This window comes from Amycolatopsis sp. CA-126428, assembly GCF_002904335.1.
In the GTDB taxonomy this organism is placed as follows: domain Bacteria; phylum Actinomycetota; class Actinomycetes; order Mycobacteriales; family Pseudonocardiaceae; genus Amycolatopsis.
In genome coordinates this window covers 230,742-246,367 of record NZ_PPHF01000155.1, presented here as the reverse complement: position 1 = coordinate 246,367, position 15,626 = coordinate 230,742, and the positions used below count along the sequence as shown (strand labels likewise).

Here is a 15,626-nt window from a genome sequence, read left to right as displayed (position 1 = left end):
CGGAGTGAGTATGTTCTTCGTTCGAAGGCGAGCGAGGTGGGACGCGATGACACAACACCAGCAAGAGGAATGGGTTCCTCCGGGTATCGACACGACGAAACCCAGCAGTTCCCGCACCTACGACTATCTCCTGGGCGGCGCGCACAATTTCCAGGCCGACCGCGAGGCCGCCGAGCAGGCCGAAAAGGTCATGCCCGGCATCCGCGACGTCGCCCGGCTCAACCGCGCGTTCCTCGGCCGGGTCGTCCGCACGCTGATGGACCTGGGCATCCGGCAATTCCTCGACATCGGCTCGGGCATCCCCACGGTCGGCAACGTCCACCAGATCGCCGGCGAGCTCGACCCGCGGTGCCGCGTGGTCTACGTCGACCGCGACCCCATCGCCGTCGCGCACAGCAAGATGCTGCTGCGCACCAGCGAAAACGCCACGATCGCGCACGGGGACTTCACCGCCCCGGACGGGATCTTCGCCGACCCGGAACTGCGCCGGCTCGACTTCGGCGAACCGATCGGCCTGCTGATGGTGGCGATGCTGCACTGGATCCCGGACGCCGTCGAGCCGCACCGGCTGCTCGCCGAGTACCGCCGCCGCCTCCCGGCCGGCAGCTACCTGGCGATCTCGCACATGGTCAGCGACCAGGAAGGCAACCGGATGAACCGCCTCGTGGGCACGTTCAACCAGGCCAGCGGCCACGACCAGGCCACCACCCGCACCTACCGCGAAGTCGAGTCGATGTTCGGCGACTTCCAGCTGATCGAACCCGGCCTGGTCGGCTGCGCGCTGTGGCGGCCGGGCGGCCCGGGTGACGTGTCGAATGATCCGTACACCAACACGCAGCTCTACGGCGGGGTGGCCCGCAAGGTCACCGGCTGACCGCCCGGCGCGGTCGAAGCGCTTTTGATCCGTGGTTCTCGGTCGTGAATTTCACCGAGACCACCCACGCCGTATATGACGTTATACATTTCTTAGTGCCGGGCGAGGTCGCCGACGACCGCGGGCTACGCGGTCGGGTCCGGGCCCAAGGCTCGATCCAGCAGCTCGCCCAGCTGGTCGAGTTCGACCTGTGACAGGTCGCGGAACGACGACTCGGCGACACCGTCGACGAGGTCCTGTCCCTCGGCGCGCAGCCGCGCGCCTTCCGGTGTGAGCCGGTGCCGGACCGCGCGGCCCGGACCGGGGACGCGTTCGATGAGCCCGCGCTCGGCCATCCGGGTCGCCAGTGAACCGAAGGACTGGTCGGTCTGGAAGGTCAGCACCGCCAGCTCGTGCAGCGAAGCGTCCGGGCGGCGGTGCAGGTGGCGCAGGGTGTCCCACTGCACGAGCGAAAGCCCCAGCGGCGCCAGGACCCGGCTCAGTGCCCGGTGGTGGCGGTACTGCAGGCGCTTGACGGCCAGGGAGACGTCGCCGGGGCGGTACTTCATGCCGCTCACCCTAACTCATCGAAGTCAGGTTGCTTATCTAAGGAACCTTATATAAGGTTCCTTAGGTACGAGCCTCCGCGACCGAGAAGGAACGATGACGACTCTCCCCGCAGCCGGGTCACTCCGGCCCACCCGCACCGAAACCCGCACCGTCGGCGCCGCCGAGGTCACCCTCCAGGACCGTGACCGCACCCGGCCCTTCCTGCTGCTGCACGGCGGCGGCGGTGTCGCGACGATGGCCGGTTTCGCCGACCTGCTCGCCGAGCGCACCCACTCGCGGGTGCTGCTGCCCACCCACCCGGGCTTCGCCGGCACCCCGAAAGCCGAAAGCCTGACCGGCGTGACCGAACTGGCCCGGCTGTACGTCGGGCTGCTGGACCAGCTCGACCTCACCGACGTCACGGTGGTCGGCAACTCCTTCGGCGGCTGGCTGGCCGCCGAGATCGCCCTCCTGAAGAGCCCGCGGGTCAGCGGCGCGGTGATCGTCGACGGGATCGGCATCGAAGTCGAAGGCCACCCGCTGACCGACATCAGCACCATGTCCCTCGCGGAGATCCGGGCACTGTCCTTTCACGACCCGGGCAAGGCTCCGGTGCCGCCGGCGGGCGGGGGCACCGGGCCGAGCCCGGACGTGCAGGCCCTGATCGGCTACACCGGCCCGGCCATGGCCGACCCGACGCTCGCCAAGCGGCTCGGCGAACTCGACCTCCCCGTGCACGTCATCTGGGGCGAAAGCGACGGCATCGCCGGACCCGGGTACGGGAAGGCCTTCGCCGACGCCATCCCGCTGTCGACGTTCACCCGCCTCCCCCGCACCGGCCACCTGCCGCAGGTCGAGACGCCCGAGGAACTGCTCGGCGCCCTGCTCGACCTCGGCAACTGACACCAGGAGAACCAGCATGCCCACTTCGTTGAGCGTGACCCGCATCGGGCACGCCTGCCAGCTGATCGAAATCGGCGGGCTCCGGGTCCTGACCGACCCGTGGTTCACCCAGGCCGCGACCTACTACCAAGGGGAACCGGTCGCCTCGACCGTCGCCGGCCTGGGCCGGGTCGACGCGGTCGTGGTCAGCCACGAGCACTACGACCACTGCGACCTCGACGGCCTCGTGGCCGGCGGCTTCGACCTCGGCACCCCGCTGATCGGCCCCGGCACGGTCGCGGCCATCGCGCGGGACAAGGGTTTCCGCGACATCCGCGTCGTCGAAGCGTGGGAGGCCACCACGGTCGGCGACCTCACGGTGACGGCGACGCCGGGCAAGCACGGCGTCCACGAAGTCACGTTCGTCATCCAGGCCGGCGACCGCACGGTCTTCTTCGGCGGCGACTCGCTGCGGGTCCCGGAGCTCGACACGATCCCCGACCGGTTCGGTCCCGTCGACCTGGCCATCCTGCCGACGAACGGCCTGTGCATCCGGCCGATGCACCTCGAGCAGGTGGTGATGGACGCCGAGGAGGCAGCCGGCCTGACCGCGGCCCTGAAGCCGGCCTTGGCGATCCCGCACCACTACGCCTTCCACAGCGGCCGCCTGGGCGACCGGATGATCACCAAGGGCGACCAGGACCCGCGCCACTACGTGGACGCGGTAGCCCGCATCGCCCCGGAGATCCCCGTCCGGCTCGTGGTGCCCGGTACGCCGGTCGTGGTCCCGTGAGCACCGATGACCGGCGGTTCATGCCCGAGGTCGGCGCCGGCCTCCCGCCCGGCGAGCGGCCGATGGTCGCCGTCGTCCGGGCGGTCCCCGGGCACGAGGAACAGCTGGCCGCCGCCATCACGACGCTGACCGCCGCGGTGCGGCGCGAGCCCGGCTGCCGGGAGTTTCGGTCGTTCCGCGCGGTCGCGGAGCCGGGGACCTTCCACCTCTACGAGGTCTACGCCGACACCGACGCGTTCCGGGCGCACCTGGCGACCGGCCACGTGGCCCGCTTCTTCACCGAGCTGGCCCGGCACAGCACGGCCGACGCCGGCGCCGTGACCCAGCTCGCCGAACTCCCCGAGATCCGTTAGCGAAAGGCGCGCTCCCCCGGCTCGCGAACCAGCCGGCGAAACGAACCGGCCACGCGGCCCTGTTGCCATTCCGCCAATTGTCCGTCGCCTTCTGGTCCATCCGCCGTGCGACTTCCCGAAAGTGCAGCGTCCCGGCTTTGTCGAATTTCCACCGGTTCGCGGCGCAGTTCATGAATGGTTTTTGACGGGCCGGCCGCGCTGGGCCGGACGGATCATTGCGTGGACCTGCACCGTTACGAGCGTTTCCGCATCGGGACCATACCGTGACCTTTGACGGTGGCTCCGAATGAAACGCCGGGGCAGGATGCGGCGATTAGTACAGCGGGTGACCATCCCGCTACGCGAAACGGAGCAGCCGGCTGGGCTACCCGCACGAGGGCTGGTGCCCCGGTTCGCGAGGGGGTGCCGGATCATTTCTGGCGGACGGGGAGAACATGCGCCGGACATTCGTCGTCGCCGACATCGGTCGTCCCGCGGGGTACGAGGACCGGCTGAAACGGGTGCTCCACGATCTGCACGACGGGATCGGGCCGACGCTCACGGCCGCCGTGCTCGGGCTGCGCGCCGCCCGCGACCTGATCGGGCGGGACCGGGCGGGCACCGAGCATCTGCTGGCCCGGCTCGAGGACGAGCTCTACGGCGCGATCACCGACCTGCGGCGGATCGTGGCCGACGCGCGGCCGCCGGCGCTCGACGAGGCCGGGCTGGTCCTCGCCGTGCGCCGGTACGCCGCCACGCTCACCGGGCGGGTGCCGGCCGAACACGGGCCGCTGCGGGTCGAAGTCGAGGTCGGCGGGGAACTGCCGCCGCTGTCGGCGGAGGTCGAGGTCACCGCCTACCGGATCATCCGCGAGGCGCTGGTGAACGTGGCCCGCCACTCCGGCGCCCGGGAGTGCACCGTGCACCTCTGGCCGCTCGACGGCGACCTGCACGTGGAGATCGTCGACGACGGCGTCGGCACCGACGGCGAGGCGCTGCCCACGGTCGGCGGGACCGGGCTGCGGTCGATGCGGGAACGCGCCGGCGACCTCGGCGGCGGCTGCCGGGTCGAGCCGGTTTCCTCCGGTGGTACGCGGATCGCCGCCTGGCTGCCCCTCGCCGCGGGGAAGTGAGACGGTGTTCGAGTCCCTGCGCGTCCTCGTGGTGGACGACCACCCCGTCTTCCGCGCGGCGCTCTGCGCGATGCTCGAGGCCACCGACGGCATGGAGGTCGCCGGCGAGGCGGCCGACGGCCTGACCGCCGTCGCCGACGCGGGCCGGCTCGAACCCGACGTCGTCCTGATGGACCTGAACCTCCCGGACCTGGACGGGATCGAGGCGACGCGGCGGATCGTGAGCGCGAGCCCGCACACCGGCGTGCTCATGCTGACCATGTTCGAGAACGAGGCCGCGGTGTTCGCCGCGATGCGCGCGGGCGCTCGCGGCTACCTGCTCAAGGGCGCGCGCAACGAGCAGATCATCCGCGCGGTGCGGGTGATCGGCGACGGCGAAGCCATCTTCAGCCCGGCGATCGCGACCCGGGTGCTGTCGCTGCTGGGAACGGCGACCCCGCGCGACGAGTCGTTCCCGCGGCTCACCCTGCGCGAGCAGGAGATCCTGCGGCTCGTCGCGCGGGGCATGGGCAACGCGTCGATCGCCGAAGAGCTGGTGCTGAGCCAGAAGACCGTGCGCAACCACGTGTCCCACATCTTCCGCAAGCTCCGCGTCACCGACCGGACCCAGGCCATCGCCAAGGCCAAAGAGGCCGGCATTGCCCGATCGGAGTAAGGAAAGCGGGACAGGTCGGGACTCCATGTCCCTGTTCGGCGAGCGTCCGCACCCCGATCCTTGGGGGGTGGAACGATCCGACGTCGTTCGAGGGAGGGCCTCACCGATGATCACCGACCAGGTTCCGGTGCTGTTGCACGCCACCGACACCATCACCCACGCGGGCGTCACGGCCGCGCTGCGGTCACGTCCCGAAATCCGCTTCGCCGACGAGGACTCCGGCGAGCCCGCCGTGGTGCTGGTCATCGTGGAGCGGCTGAACGAGGAAGCCCGGCAGCTGCTGCGCAGCCTCCAGTGCGCCGGCCACGCGGGTGTCGTCCTGGTCGCCGGGGAGGTGGAGGACTCGGAACTGCTGGACGTCGTGGGCAACGGCGTGTCGGCGATCATCCGCCGGGCCGACGCCACCCCGGACACGCTGGTGCGGCTGGTCAAGGCCGCGGCCGTCGGCGAAGGCGCGCTGCCGCCCGACCTGCTGGGCCGCCTGCTGTCGCGGGTGTCCCGGCTGCAGCGGGACGTGCTGCGCCCGAACGGCTGGGACCTCGCCGGGATGTCCCAGCGGGAAACCCGGGTGCTGCGGCTGGTCGCCGACGGGTTCGAGACCAAGGAGATCGCCGATCAGCTGAGCTACTCGGAGCGGACGGTGAAGTCGATCCTGCACGACATCACCAACCGCTTCCAGCTCCGCAACCGCGCCCACGCGGTGGCGTTCGCCATGCGCGAAGGGCTGATCTAGCACGGCTCACTCGACGCGGCCGGAGAAGGAGACCGACGGGGTGCAGTGGCCCCGGTCCGCCGGGTTCTGGCAGCTGACCGCGAGCACGATCTTGTCCCCCGGCTGGAACCGCCAGGCCTGCAGCCAGTGGTGGTCGAGGTCGCGGAAGTTCGAGAGCCCGACCTCCAGCAGCACGGTCTTGGTGCCGCCGGAATCCCGCAGCAGCCGCAGGGTTCCGGTGTCACCACGCGGGTTCTGCAGGATCAGGTCGGTGATCACCAGCGTCTTGGTCGCGTCCGGCAGGGTGTAGGGGAACTCGGCGAACCGGTTGACGTTCGAGTCGATCTTCGCGTCCGCGGCCACCCGGAAGTCCGTCGGTGTCCCGTCGGCCGCGGCGTTCGAGACGCGGGTCGGGGGCGGCGTCCCGGGACCGGAACCCGGTGGGGCGGGGTTGTCGCCCGGCGGGGTCAGGCCGACGGCCTTCATCGCCTGTTCGGAGTTCTGCTTGGCCTGGTCGGCGTTCTTCTTCGCCTGGTCGGCCCCGGCGCCGGCGTCCTGCGCTGCCTTCACGATCTCGTGGTTCTGCTCTTCGGCGGCCTCGCGGGCGGCCGACTTGACCGCGGGCCGCAGCACGGTGAACCACAGCGTCACGAGGGCGAGCAGGAGGACGAGCAGCGCGATGAGCGCGGGCAGCAGCCACTTCGGCAGCAGCTGCCGCTGCACCATGGTGCCTTCGGTCTTGAGCGGCTCGGCGCCGTCGGCGACGACGAACACCTGGAAGCGGTGCCGGACGGATGGCCCGCGCAGGAAGCGCTTCCGCGGCTTGGTGCGCATCCGGATGAACGCGGCGGTGCCCGGCGCCAGCTCGGCCCGGTCGCGCTCGAGCCGGAAGTCGAGCTCGTCCTCCGGGTCCAGCGGGCTCAGCTCGACCACCACCGGCCGGTTGCCCCGGTTGTCGACGGCGACCTCGAAGTCGGCCTTGGAGCTGCCTTCCACCTTGGCCGGCACGATCTCGGCGGTCACCTCGGTGAAGGCGCCGAGTTCGACGGTGCCCTCCTCGACGACCGAGCCGGCGGGGTCCTCGCTCGAGAACACCCGGACGCCGAACGGGATCGCCCCCGCGGGGACGTCGGACGATCGCGGCGGCGTGAACCGCACGGTGACCGTCCCGGTCTCCCCCGGCATGAGGTTGACCGTGGCCGGTTCCGCGGTGGCCCAGCCACTCGCGTTGCCGACCACGTCGACCGCGAACTGGTCGACGACCTGCCCGGCGTTCCGGATGGTCACCGTGCAGCTGGTCTCCTGGCCGGGTTCCGCGACCAGGCCGGCCTCGGACAGCGTCGCCGTTGCTCCCATGCGCCGAAGTCTCCCTTTCGTGGTGCGGATCCGGCACCAGCGGACGGGTGTGCGGCCGTGCGCCGGTGGTTGCCCCTACGGGCAGCGGGCTCGCCGCGGCTCAGCCGCGGGTGATGAACGGGGGTTGTTCCGTGCGCAGCACCACCAGGATCGGGTTCGACTGTGCCGTCCCGAACTTCGGCCCGCTCACCGAGGTCACCGCCACCGTCCGCGGCCCGATCAGGTCGTGGTGGAAGATCAGGAACTGCGCCTCGAACTTCCCGTCGACGCCCACGGTCACCAGGCCGGGTGTCTCGGAGATCCCGGCCGACCAGGCCAGCCGGACGGTCGCGCCCGGCGGGAAGTCCGTGCCCGTCACGCGCGGAACGGAGCCGACCGGGCCGACGCCCGGGTCCACCGTCACCACCGGCCGGCGGATCACCACCCGGGCACTGGCCGTGTTGTCGCCGGGGTTGCTGTCCGGCCCGCTAGTGCTGACCGTGCCGGCCACCGGCGCGTCCGCCGCGGCCGCGGCCGCCAGCGTTATCCGGATCTCGACGGTCTGGCCGGGCGCGAGCGTCCCGAGCGCACAGCTGCCGCCGCCCGGAGTGCACCCCGGCGGCACCGAGGTCGCCGGCAGCTGCGGCGGCAGCTGGGTGACCAGGCGGACGTCCGGCATCGGTGCCCCGGATCCGTTGTGCACCAGGAAGGTCAGCCCGACGTCGTCGCCGCCGACGAACAGCGGGACCGCCGACACCGCCAGGCCCACCGACAGCGATCCCGGCGTGACCGGGGGCACCGGCTTCTCGCCGACGGTGACCACGGCCGTCGCGGAGTCGTCCCGCTTGTCGGCGTCCGGGCCCGCCGTGGTGACCGTGCCGGTCGCGGCCTGCGGCCCGGGTTCGGCGCCGGTGGCGCTGAACCGCACCCGCGCCTGCGCACCCGGCGCGAGCGTCCCGAAGGCGCAGACGAGGTCCGGCGTGCAGGTGCCCACGCCGGTGATCGGCGCCTGCGGCCGCAGCCCCGCGGTCAGCCGGACGAACAGCCCGGTCCCGGGCGCCGCGGCGGCGCCGTGGTTGGTGACCACGAACTCGAACGTCGTGAGCCCGGAGAACGGGATGGCGGCCGGGACGGCGGTGGCCGTCACCCCGACGTCGGCGACCCGCTGGAACGCCGGCTGCGATGCCCCGCCCGGCCCGTCGATCAGCGGCTTGGAGGCGCCCCCGGCCGACGGCACGATCCGGATGCCCGGCCGGGATTCGGAGGGCGCGCTGTCGAACGCGACCAGCGTGCCGTCCGGCGACCAGGCCGGGTCGTCCACGAAATCGGTGTCCTGCACGAGAACCCGCGCGCGCCCGCCATCGGCGGGCGCCACGCAGAGCTGGCGGAACTCGTTGTGGAACACCAGCGCGGCGCCGTCCGGCGAAACGTCCGCCGAGCCCTGCCGCCCGGCGCCGCACGGCGTCCCGAACGACGGCGAGAGATCGCGCTGGGTGCCGGCGACGACGCTGTCCGCCGTCGCGACGAGCGAAACCTGCCAGAGCTCCTGACGGAATTCCCCACCGGGGTCGACGGAGATCACGGCGGTCTCGGTGGCCGTGCCGCCCCGTCCGGTCGCCGTGCAGGTCACGGTGGTGGCCCCGACCGGGAAGAGGCTGCCGGACGACGGTGTGCAGAACGGTGTCAGCGGCGTTTCGCGGTCGGCGTCGATGGCGGTCGCGGAGTATTCGACGACCGTGGGCGCGGTTCCGGTGACGGTCTTGTCGTGCAGGGTGATCAGCGGCAGCCGCGGGTCCTTGACCCGGACGGTGACGTCCTCGGTGTAGCCGGGCCGCACGGTGGGCTCGCCGGCCAACCGGAACTCGACCCGGCAGTGCAGGAAGGCCCCGAGGGGCGCCGTGGCCGCGACGGCCGCGAATTCGGTGAAGTTCGCGTTCGTGCCGCCCGGCACCGACTGGGTCCCCTCGGGGGTGAACGTCAGCGTCAGCCCCGGGTCGCAGAACGGCACCGGCTGCACCTTCACCTTCAGGTCACCGATCTTCTCGGTGATCACGGCGCTGATGTTGCCCGGGTCGGTGCTCGCGAGGACGCCGTCGGTCGCGTCGACCACCTGGGTCGCCTGGTGGCTCGGATCGCTGTCCAGGCCGCCGGCAACCCGGGCCGACACCGCGACCACCCGGATGCCCTGGGCCTTCAGGTGCTCGATCGCCTGGGTGAGCGTCACGCCCTTCGTGGGGTCCCGGTCGCCGCTCGGGTCGTGGCTGGGCGCGTCGCCGACCAGCACGACGATCCGGCTGCTGTCCGGCCGGAAGCCGATGGCACCGGTGGCGACGCGATCCAGGGCGTAGATCCAGTCCTCCGGGATGTCGTCGCCTTCGGCGGGGGTGATCCTCGTGAAGGCGTCCTTGATCTCGGCCTGGTTCTTCGTGAGGCCCTGCTGCACCTGGAACAGGCGGCCGTTGGGGTTGTTCGCGTCGACCGGGTCCTTGCGGTCGCCGAACGCCACGGCGGCGTACTGGGCGTCCGGCTGCGCCGTGGTGATGGTCTTCATGACGTCGGTCAGGCTCGCCTGCATGGCGGCCAGTGCGGTGCCCATCGAACTGGTCTGGTCCATCAGCAGCACGATGTCCGGCTTGGCCGGCACCTTGTCGGTCGGCACGGTCTTGGGGATCGCCGCCGAAGACCCCTGCCCGACCGGGATGTCGACCACCGTCGGCTGCACCCGCCCCGGCGGCGGCGGCGAGATCCGCGAGGCCGCCCGCGTCAGCGTGATCTTCGTCCCGTCGGCCGACCACACCGGCTGCGAGTCGTCGCCGGACAGGTACGGCGGGATCGGGATTTCGCCCAGGACGCGGCCGTCGGCGACGCGGGCGATCCGCACGGTGTCGAAGCGGCTCTCGCCGCGGATCGCCGTGTTGGTGAAGGCGATCGCCGTCGCGTCCGGCGACCAGGCCGGGTGCTGCTCGCGCTTGATCCCGTCCCTCGGGCCGGTCAGGGGCCGGGGTGCGCCGCCGTCGGCGTTCGCCACGATGATCTCGGTCCTCGGGGCCGCCTCGCCGGGGCCGGCCTGGGTGTAGGCCAGCTGTGAGCCGTCGGCGGAAAAGGCCGGGTCGAACTCGCCGGCGCCCGGGCGGTTCGTCAGGTCCCGGCGGTCGCCGCCGGTCGCGTCCGCGCTCCAGATGTCCGCGGTGCCGCTCGCGCGCAGCTCGGTGAACACCGGCCGGCCGTCCGCGCGGAACGCCGGCTCGGTCTCGCCGATGGCCGGCAGGGCCGAGATGACCGACACCGTGCCGCCCTCGACCTGCTTGACGTCGCCGAGCGGATCCTGCGCGCGGGTCGTGAAGGCCAGGCGAGCGCCGTCGGGCGACCACGCCGGCTCGGCCGAATCCCCGGGATCGGGCACCGCCCGGGTGACCCCGCCGCCCGTGTCGGCCATCAGCACCACGTCGCCGGCCGGGTGGAAGCGGGTCGTGGTGAACGCGATCCGCGCCGGACCCCACGCCGGCTGAGTGTCGGCGGCCGGGTCGGCGGTCAGGCGCACCGGCGTCCCGCCGTCGGCTCCGACGGTGTAGATGTCCCCGGCCGGGTCGTCACGGGTGCTGCTGAAGGCCAGGCGGGTGCCGTCGGGCGACCAGCTCGGCGAGTCGTCGGCGGCCGGGCCGGACGTCACCTGGCGGAGGCCGCCGCCGTCCACGCCGATCACGAAGAGCTTCCGGCCGCCGGCGCGTTCGGAGGCGAACGCGACCGTGCGGCCGTCCGGGGAAAGCGCCGGGTGGAGGTCGACGGCGTCGTCGTTCGTCAGCTGCACGGCCGCCGGGGCGCCGTCGCGGAGGTACCAGAGTTCGCCGTCCCGCTCGGCGCCCCCGGCGACCGCGGCGCGGTGGCTCACCCACACGATGCCTCCGGTGCCCGCGGACGCGTCGGAGTCGACGCTGCCGATGGTGCGGGGCAGCGCCGGCTCCGCGCCTTCGCCGGTGGCCTGGTACAGGCCGGTGCCGGCCTCGCTGACGTACCCGACGCGGTACGGCGAGGCCACCGGTGCCGGTGCCTGTGCCTCGGTCGGCGCGAGCGCACCGCTGATCGCCCAGCCGCCGAGCACCGCGACGACCGCGCTGCCCGCCACCGCTCGGTTCGCGCGCATGGTCGGTCCTCCCCAAAAGCCTTGCGGATCAGCCGGCTTCGAACAGCTCGATCTCGGAGATCGCGACGTCCGTGCCGTTGAGCGAGCGGTACAGCCCGGTCACGTGCAGCTCGACGCTCGTGGCGCCGGCGCTGTTCTCGATCGGGACTTCCTGGGCGTCCGGCGTGTCGGCCAGCACCATGTCGTAGGTCTTGCCGGTGGAGAACACCAGGTGCAGCTTCTGCGGCCGGTGCGCGGCCGGGAAGTTCGCCGCGTCCCCGGAGTACACGATCGCCTTCCGCAGGTCCGCCGGGTGGTCGAAGGTGAACACCAGCACCTGTTCCCGGTCGCCCGGGGCCGCCCAGAACGTGTTCTTGGCGTTGTCGGTGACCAGGGGCGCCGCGTGCCCGTCGGCCTGCGCGGTCGCGCTCACCTTGATCGGGTGGATCGGGTTCAGCTTCGCCTCGAAGACGCCGGTCACCTGGTTCCACAGCCCCACCGCCGCGGTGTTGATCGCCCCGCGGAACGGCTGGTAAAGCGCGTAGATCAGGGCCGAGAAGATCAGCGCCACCGCGACGGTCCGGCGGAGCACCTTGCCCACGGTCCGGCGCGCGGCCCCGCTCCGGCCGGCCCGGCGGCGGACGCCGTCCTTGCCGGGCCGCGCCCCCGCCTTCAGCTCCTTCGGCTTGCGGCCGAACAGCCGCCGCCACCACGACGTCTTGACGACCTCGGACTCGGCCAGGGACGCGCCGCAGCGGCTGCAGAAGTTCCGGGCCGGCGCGTTGCCCTTGCCGCACCGGCCGCAGATCAGGTCGCCCGGGTTGAGGACCTGCTCCTCCACGGTCGGCTGCACCGGCTGCCGGACCGGGGCGATCGGCTCGGCGGGCTGCACGACCTGCTGCTGTTGCTGGTGCTGTTGCTGCACCACCGGCTGCGACCGCACCGCGACCGGGCCGTCGTCGTCCCACTTCAGGTAGCGGCCGCATTCACCGCAGAACTCGACGTCGGCGGGCCCCTGGTGCCCGCACTCCGCGTAGATGACCATCCGCTAGCCCTCCAGCACTTCCACCGTGACCCGCACGTGGGCGGGCACCGCATCCACGACCGTCGCCGTCAACCGGCGCACGTCGACCCGGGCCGGGTCGGGCACCCGCACGCGCACCTGCACCCACGGCGGTCCCGGATCCGGCAGCGGCGCACCCGGTTGCGGGTCGGCGACGACCCCGCCGCTGTCGGTCACCTCGACCGCGCCGCCGGTGAGCAGCCGCACGTGTTCGGTGAGGCCGCGGCGCGTGCCGCGCCACCGGTGCAGCTCGACCGAGCGGGTGACCAGCTGCCGCAGCTGGTCCGGGTGCCAGCTCTCGTCGACGCCCAGCGCGACCCAGTGGGCCAGCCAGCCGACGAAGTCGGCGGGCGCCACACCCGGGTCGAGGTAGCCCGAAAAATTGTCCAAAGTGGAGATGACCGGGGCGAGGACTTCGTCGAGCGCGCCGGTGAAGCCCTGTACGAACCGGTCCTCGGCGTACACCGAGGGCAGCTGCTCGCCGATCGGGTGCGGGCTCGGCAGCCCCGGGATCCCCGTCCTCATGCGCCCGCCTCCCGGACCCGGACCTGGTGCCCGAACGAGAACGCCAGCGCGTTGGGCGGCAGGTCGAGCCGGTCGACCTGTTCGCCGCGTTCGCGGGTGATCGGGTTCGCGGCGAACAGGCGCACGTCCTCCACCAGCTCGACGCCGGGAAGCCGCTGCAGCACCGCGAACACCTCCCCCGACTGCACCGGGCGCCCGAACGGCCAGCCGTCGCCGTCCGGGCCGCCGCTGATCGGGTTGAAGTAGTCGTAGAGCGCTTGGCTCGCCCGGGCGCCCAGCGTGCCCGCCGTCGTCCGGCGCCGGGCCCGCAGCCGCGCGACCACCGTGACACCTTGGTAGAACGGCGGTTCCACGGACACGAGCGCACCCACGCAGCGGCGTTCGCCGAGGTGGCGCTCGATGCGGGCACGCATGCCGGCTTCGAGCATCAAGGTGGCGAAGGCGAGTTCGCCGGTGTCGGGCACCGCCGGCACGACGAGGACCCGGATCGCGCCGGTCTCGCGGCCGTCGGCGCCGTGTGCCGGGATGCACCGCACCCGGGCCGCTTCCGGTGCCGCTTCGCGCGCGAGCTGCTCGTAGTCCTCGGCGGTGACCGCGCGGTCGCGGGTGCGCAGCAGCAGCGGACCGCGGACCGCCGCGTCCCGCACCGACTCGCCGTCGACCCCGCCGATCGCCGGACGGCGGTTCACCACGCTGCTGACGAACGGGATCGGGTCCCGCTGCACCTCGAGGACCTCGCGGGCGACGTTGCCGCGCCGCCCGCCACCGGACCGGTATTCGGGCACCCGGATCGCGGCGGACTTGGGCGGGAACGCCCCGTAGTACCGGAGCCCGCCCTCGGGCTGGCGCACCGCGGGGCCGAACGCGACCTCGCCGCCGACGCGGTCGAGCATGACGTGCCGGTCGTCCGGGCCGGAGTCGGCGAACGAGCGGACCTCCGTCCACTGCTGCCAGCCGTCCGGGCCCGAGACCTCGACGACCAGTTCGCCCTCCCCCACGACCACCGGGGGACGGCCGAGCGGGAACCGCTGGCCGGGGGTGCCGTCGGAGGTCCCGACGATCTCGTTGCGGACGATCTCGGCGTGCACGGCGGAGACGGTGCCGCCGATGGTCGAGGCCTCGACCGCGTGCAGCCGCGGCGAACGCTGGTAGAACGGCTGGTTCCGGTTGGCCTCGACCAGGCGGCAGCGCAGCCACCCGGCCCGCTGCCGGGCGAGCACCGACATCGCGTGCCCGGACGGGACGTGCACCACGATGTCCCCGGACCGGTTGAACGCGCCGGTGCTGTCCCGGTCGACCTCGCACGCCGCCCAGCCGGTGCCGTCCCAGGCCTCCCACAGCCACGGCGGGTCGCGCGGGTCGACGCCCTGGCCCTCGACCTCGCAGTCCAGCCGCAGCAGCACCGCGCAGCCCGGAACGGCGTCCGACAGTCCGAACAGGACCGCGTCGCCGGGGGCCGGGGTCTCGGCGAAGACCGCCGGGCCGCCGCCGACGAGCAGTTCGTCGGTGCGGTCGACCGGGGGCGAGCCGGTGTCGGCCGTGCTGGTCGCCAGGTGCGCGAGCGAGCACGGCACGATGTCCAGCGTGCGTTCCACGGTGAAGACCACCGGGTCATCGACCTCGTTGCGCACGCTCGCGACCTGCTTGCCGGCCGCGACGACCACCGGGACGTCCCGGGCGGCCGAGAGCCAGAACGTCACGTCGGTCCGCGCCGCGGCGGGCGGGAACAGCCGGACCCCGATCAGGTCGAGGAAGCGCAGGTAGTGCAGGTCGGGCACCCGGTTGAGCCGGTAGAGCAGCTGGTCGACCATCTGCGCGAACGTCTCGATCAGCGTGACGCCGGGGTCGGAGACGTTGTGGTCGGTCCACTCCGGACAGTTGCGCTGCACCAGGTACTTGGCTTCGTCGACCAGGTCCTGGAACCGGCGGTCGTCGAGGTTGGGCATCGGGAGGGTCATCACGCACCGTCCTCGCCTGCGTCGTGCGGCGGGATGACGTAGAAGGGGAAGACGAGGTTGCGGGGGTCGTTGGTGCCGCGCAGGCGGTAGCGGATGTCGATCAGCAGGGTGCCCCGGTCGGCCTCGTCGAAGCTGACGACGACGTCGTCGAGGGTGATCCGCGGCTCCCAGCGCTCCAGCGAGGTGCGGACCTCGTAGGCGATCTGCCCGGCGGTCGCCGCGTCGGCGGGCGCGAACACGAGGTCGTGCACCGCGCAGCCGAACTCGGGGCGCATCGGGCGTTCGCCCGGCGAGGTCGCCAGGATCAGCCGGATGCTCTCGACGACCTCGCGCTCGCCGCCGACCAGCGCGATCGAGCCGGTCGCGTCCGTGTGCAGCGGGAACGCCAGTCCCCGGCCGAGGAAGTCCTTCCCGCTCACCGTCACCTCAGCCTCCGATCAGGACGGTCGGGCAGCCCATGACGATCGGCGCGCCGCAGGTGGCCATATCGCCCATCCGGGCGGCCGGCATGCCGCCGATCAGCACCGTCGGGCAGCCCGGCGGCGCGATCGGCGTCGGCGGGTGCACCGCGGGCGGCGGGAACGAGCACGTGTGCAGCGTCCCGACGTTCGCGGCGGGCATCCCGCCGATCAGCACGGTCGGCACGCCGGGCCCGGCGATGACGCCCGGGTGCCCGGTCGGGTCGCCGACCCTCGCGGCTGGTGGCATGTCGCTCC

15 protein-coding genes are annotated in these 15,626 nt (G+C 72.6%); 7 read left to right on the top strand and 8 right to left on the bottom strand.

Annotated elements, in window-relative coordinates:
- Positions 1 to 46 precede the first annotated feature (46 nt).
- The gene (locus C2L58_RS39715; RefSeq protein ID WP_103342753.1) at positions 47 to 874 is read left to right on the top strand and encodes an SAM-dependent methyltransferase; all 828 of its coding nucleotides are present in this window, start codon (positions 47 to 49) and stop codon (positions 872 to 874) included.
- Between the two features lie 125 nt (positions 875 to 999).
- Here C2L58_RS39715 and C2L58_RS39710 read toward each other — a convergent pair whose 3' ends face one another.
- Positions 1,000 to 1,422, bottom strand: a complete 423-nt coding sequence (locus C2L58_RS39710) for a MarR family winged helix-turn-helix transcriptional regulator (protein ID WP_103342752.1) — start codon at positions 1,420 to 1,422, stop codon at positions 1,000 to 1,002.
- A 94-nt stretch (positions 1,423 to 1,516) separates the two neighbouring features.
- Here C2L58_RS39710 and C2L58_RS39705 point away from each other — a divergent pair, with 94 nt between their 5' ends.
- The 6 genes from C2L58_RS39705 to C2L58_RS39680 all read left to right on the top strand — a co-directional run bounded on the left by C2L58_RS39705 (position 1,517) and on the right by C2L58_RS39680 (position 5,930).
- Positions 1,517 to 2,305, top strand: a complete 789-nt coding sequence (locus C2L58_RS39705; RefSeq protein ID WP_103342751.1) for an alpha/beta fold hydrolase — start codon at positions 1,517 to 1,519, stop codon at positions 2,303 to 2,305.
- Between the two features lie 16 nt (positions 2,306 to 2,321).
- A complete protein-coding gene (locus C2L58_RS39700) occupies positions 2,322 to 3,077 on the top strand; it encodes an MBL fold metallo-hydrolase (protein ID WP_103342750.1) in 756 nt (251 codons plus the stop codon).
- A complete protein-coding gene (locus C2L58_RS39695; protein ID WP_103342749.1) occupies positions 3,074 to 3,430 on the top strand; it encodes a putative quinol monooxygenase in 357 nt (118 codons plus the stop codon). The genes C2L58_RS39700 and C2L58_RS39695 overlap by 4 nt, the downstream gene beginning before the upstream one ends.
- A 434-nt stretch (positions 3,431 to 3,864) precedes the next feature.
- Positions 3,865 to 4,542 carry a sensor histidine kinase gene (locus C2L58_RS39690; RefSeq protein ID WP_103342748.1) on the top strand — a complete coding sequence of 226 codons (678 nt, stop codon included), beginning with the start codon at positions 3,865 to 3,867 and terminating at the stop codon, positions 4,540 to 4,542.
- Between the two features lie 4 nt (positions 4,543 to 4,546).
- Positions 4,547 to 5,197 (top strand): response regulator, encoded by a 651-nt coding sequence (locus C2L58_RS39685; RefSeq protein WP_103342747.1) that lies wholly within the window; start codon positions 4,547 to 4,549, stop codon positions 5,195 to 5,197.
- Between the two features lie 106 nt (positions 5,198 to 5,303).
- A complete protein-coding gene (locus C2L58_RS39680) occupies positions 5,304 to 5,930 on the top strand; it encodes a response regulator transcription factor (protein ID WP_043785945.1) in 627 nt (208 codons plus the stop codon).
- A gap of 6 nt (positions 5,931 to 5,936) precedes the next feature.
- On the opposite strand, the gene C2L58_RS39675 is transcribed toward C2L58_RS39680, so the two are convergent.
- The 7 genes from C2L58_RS39675 to C2L58_RS39645 form a co-directional block, all read right to left on the bottom strand.
- The gene (locus tag C2L58_RS39675; protein WP_103342746.1) at positions 5,937 to 7,265 is read right to left on the bottom strand and encodes a COG1470 family protein; all 1,329 of its coding nucleotides are present in this window, start codon (positions 7,263 to 7,265) and stop codon (positions 5,937 to 5,939) included.
- Between the two features lie 100 nt (positions 7,266 to 7,365).
- On the bottom strand, positions 7,366 to 11,385 hold the full coding sequence (locus C2L58_RS39670) for a VWA domain-containing protein (protein ID WP_103342745.1): 4,020 nt from the start codon (positions 11,383 to 11,385) through the stop codon (positions 7,366 to 7,368).
- A 28-nt stretch (positions 11,386 to 11,413) separates the two neighbouring features.
- Complete coding sequence (locus C2L58_RS39665; protein WP_103342744.1) at positions 11,414 to 12,409, bottom strand: zinc ribbon domain-containing protein; 996 nt, start codon at positions 12,407 to 12,409, stop codon at positions 11,414 to 11,416.
- A 3-nt stretch (positions 12,410 to 12,412) separates the two neighbouring features.
- The gene (locus tag C2L58_RS39660; protein WP_013226663.1) at positions 12,413 to 12,952 is read right to left on the bottom strand and encodes a phage tail protein; all 540 of its coding nucleotides are present in this window, start codon (positions 12,950 to 12,952) and stop codon (positions 12,413 to 12,415) included.
- Positions 12,949 to 14,910 carry a putative baseplate assembly protein gene (locus tag C2L58_RS39655; RefSeq protein WP_103342743.1) on the bottom strand — a complete coding sequence of 654 codons (1,962 nt, stop codon included), beginning with the start codon at positions 14,908 to 14,910 and terminating at the stop codon, positions 12,949 to 12,951. Before C2L58_RS39655 ends, C2L58_RS39660 begins: the two co-directional genes overlap by 4 nt.
- Positions 14,910 to 15,329 (bottom strand): GPW/gp25 family protein, encoded by a 420-nt coding sequence (locus C2L58_RS39650; RefSeq protein WP_103342780.1) that lies wholly within the window; start codon positions 15,327 to 15,329, stop codon positions 14,910 to 14,912. Before C2L58_RS39650 ends, C2L58_RS39655 begins: the two co-directional genes overlap by 1 nt.
- Before the next feature lie 7 nt (positions 15,330 to 15,336).
- Positions 15,337 to 15,618, bottom strand: a complete 282-nt coding sequence (locus C2L58_RS39645) for a PAAR domain-containing protein (protein WP_103342742.1) — start codon at positions 15,616 to 15,618, stop codon at positions 15,337 to 15,339.
- Positions 15,619 to 15,626: the final 8 nt, after the last annotated feature.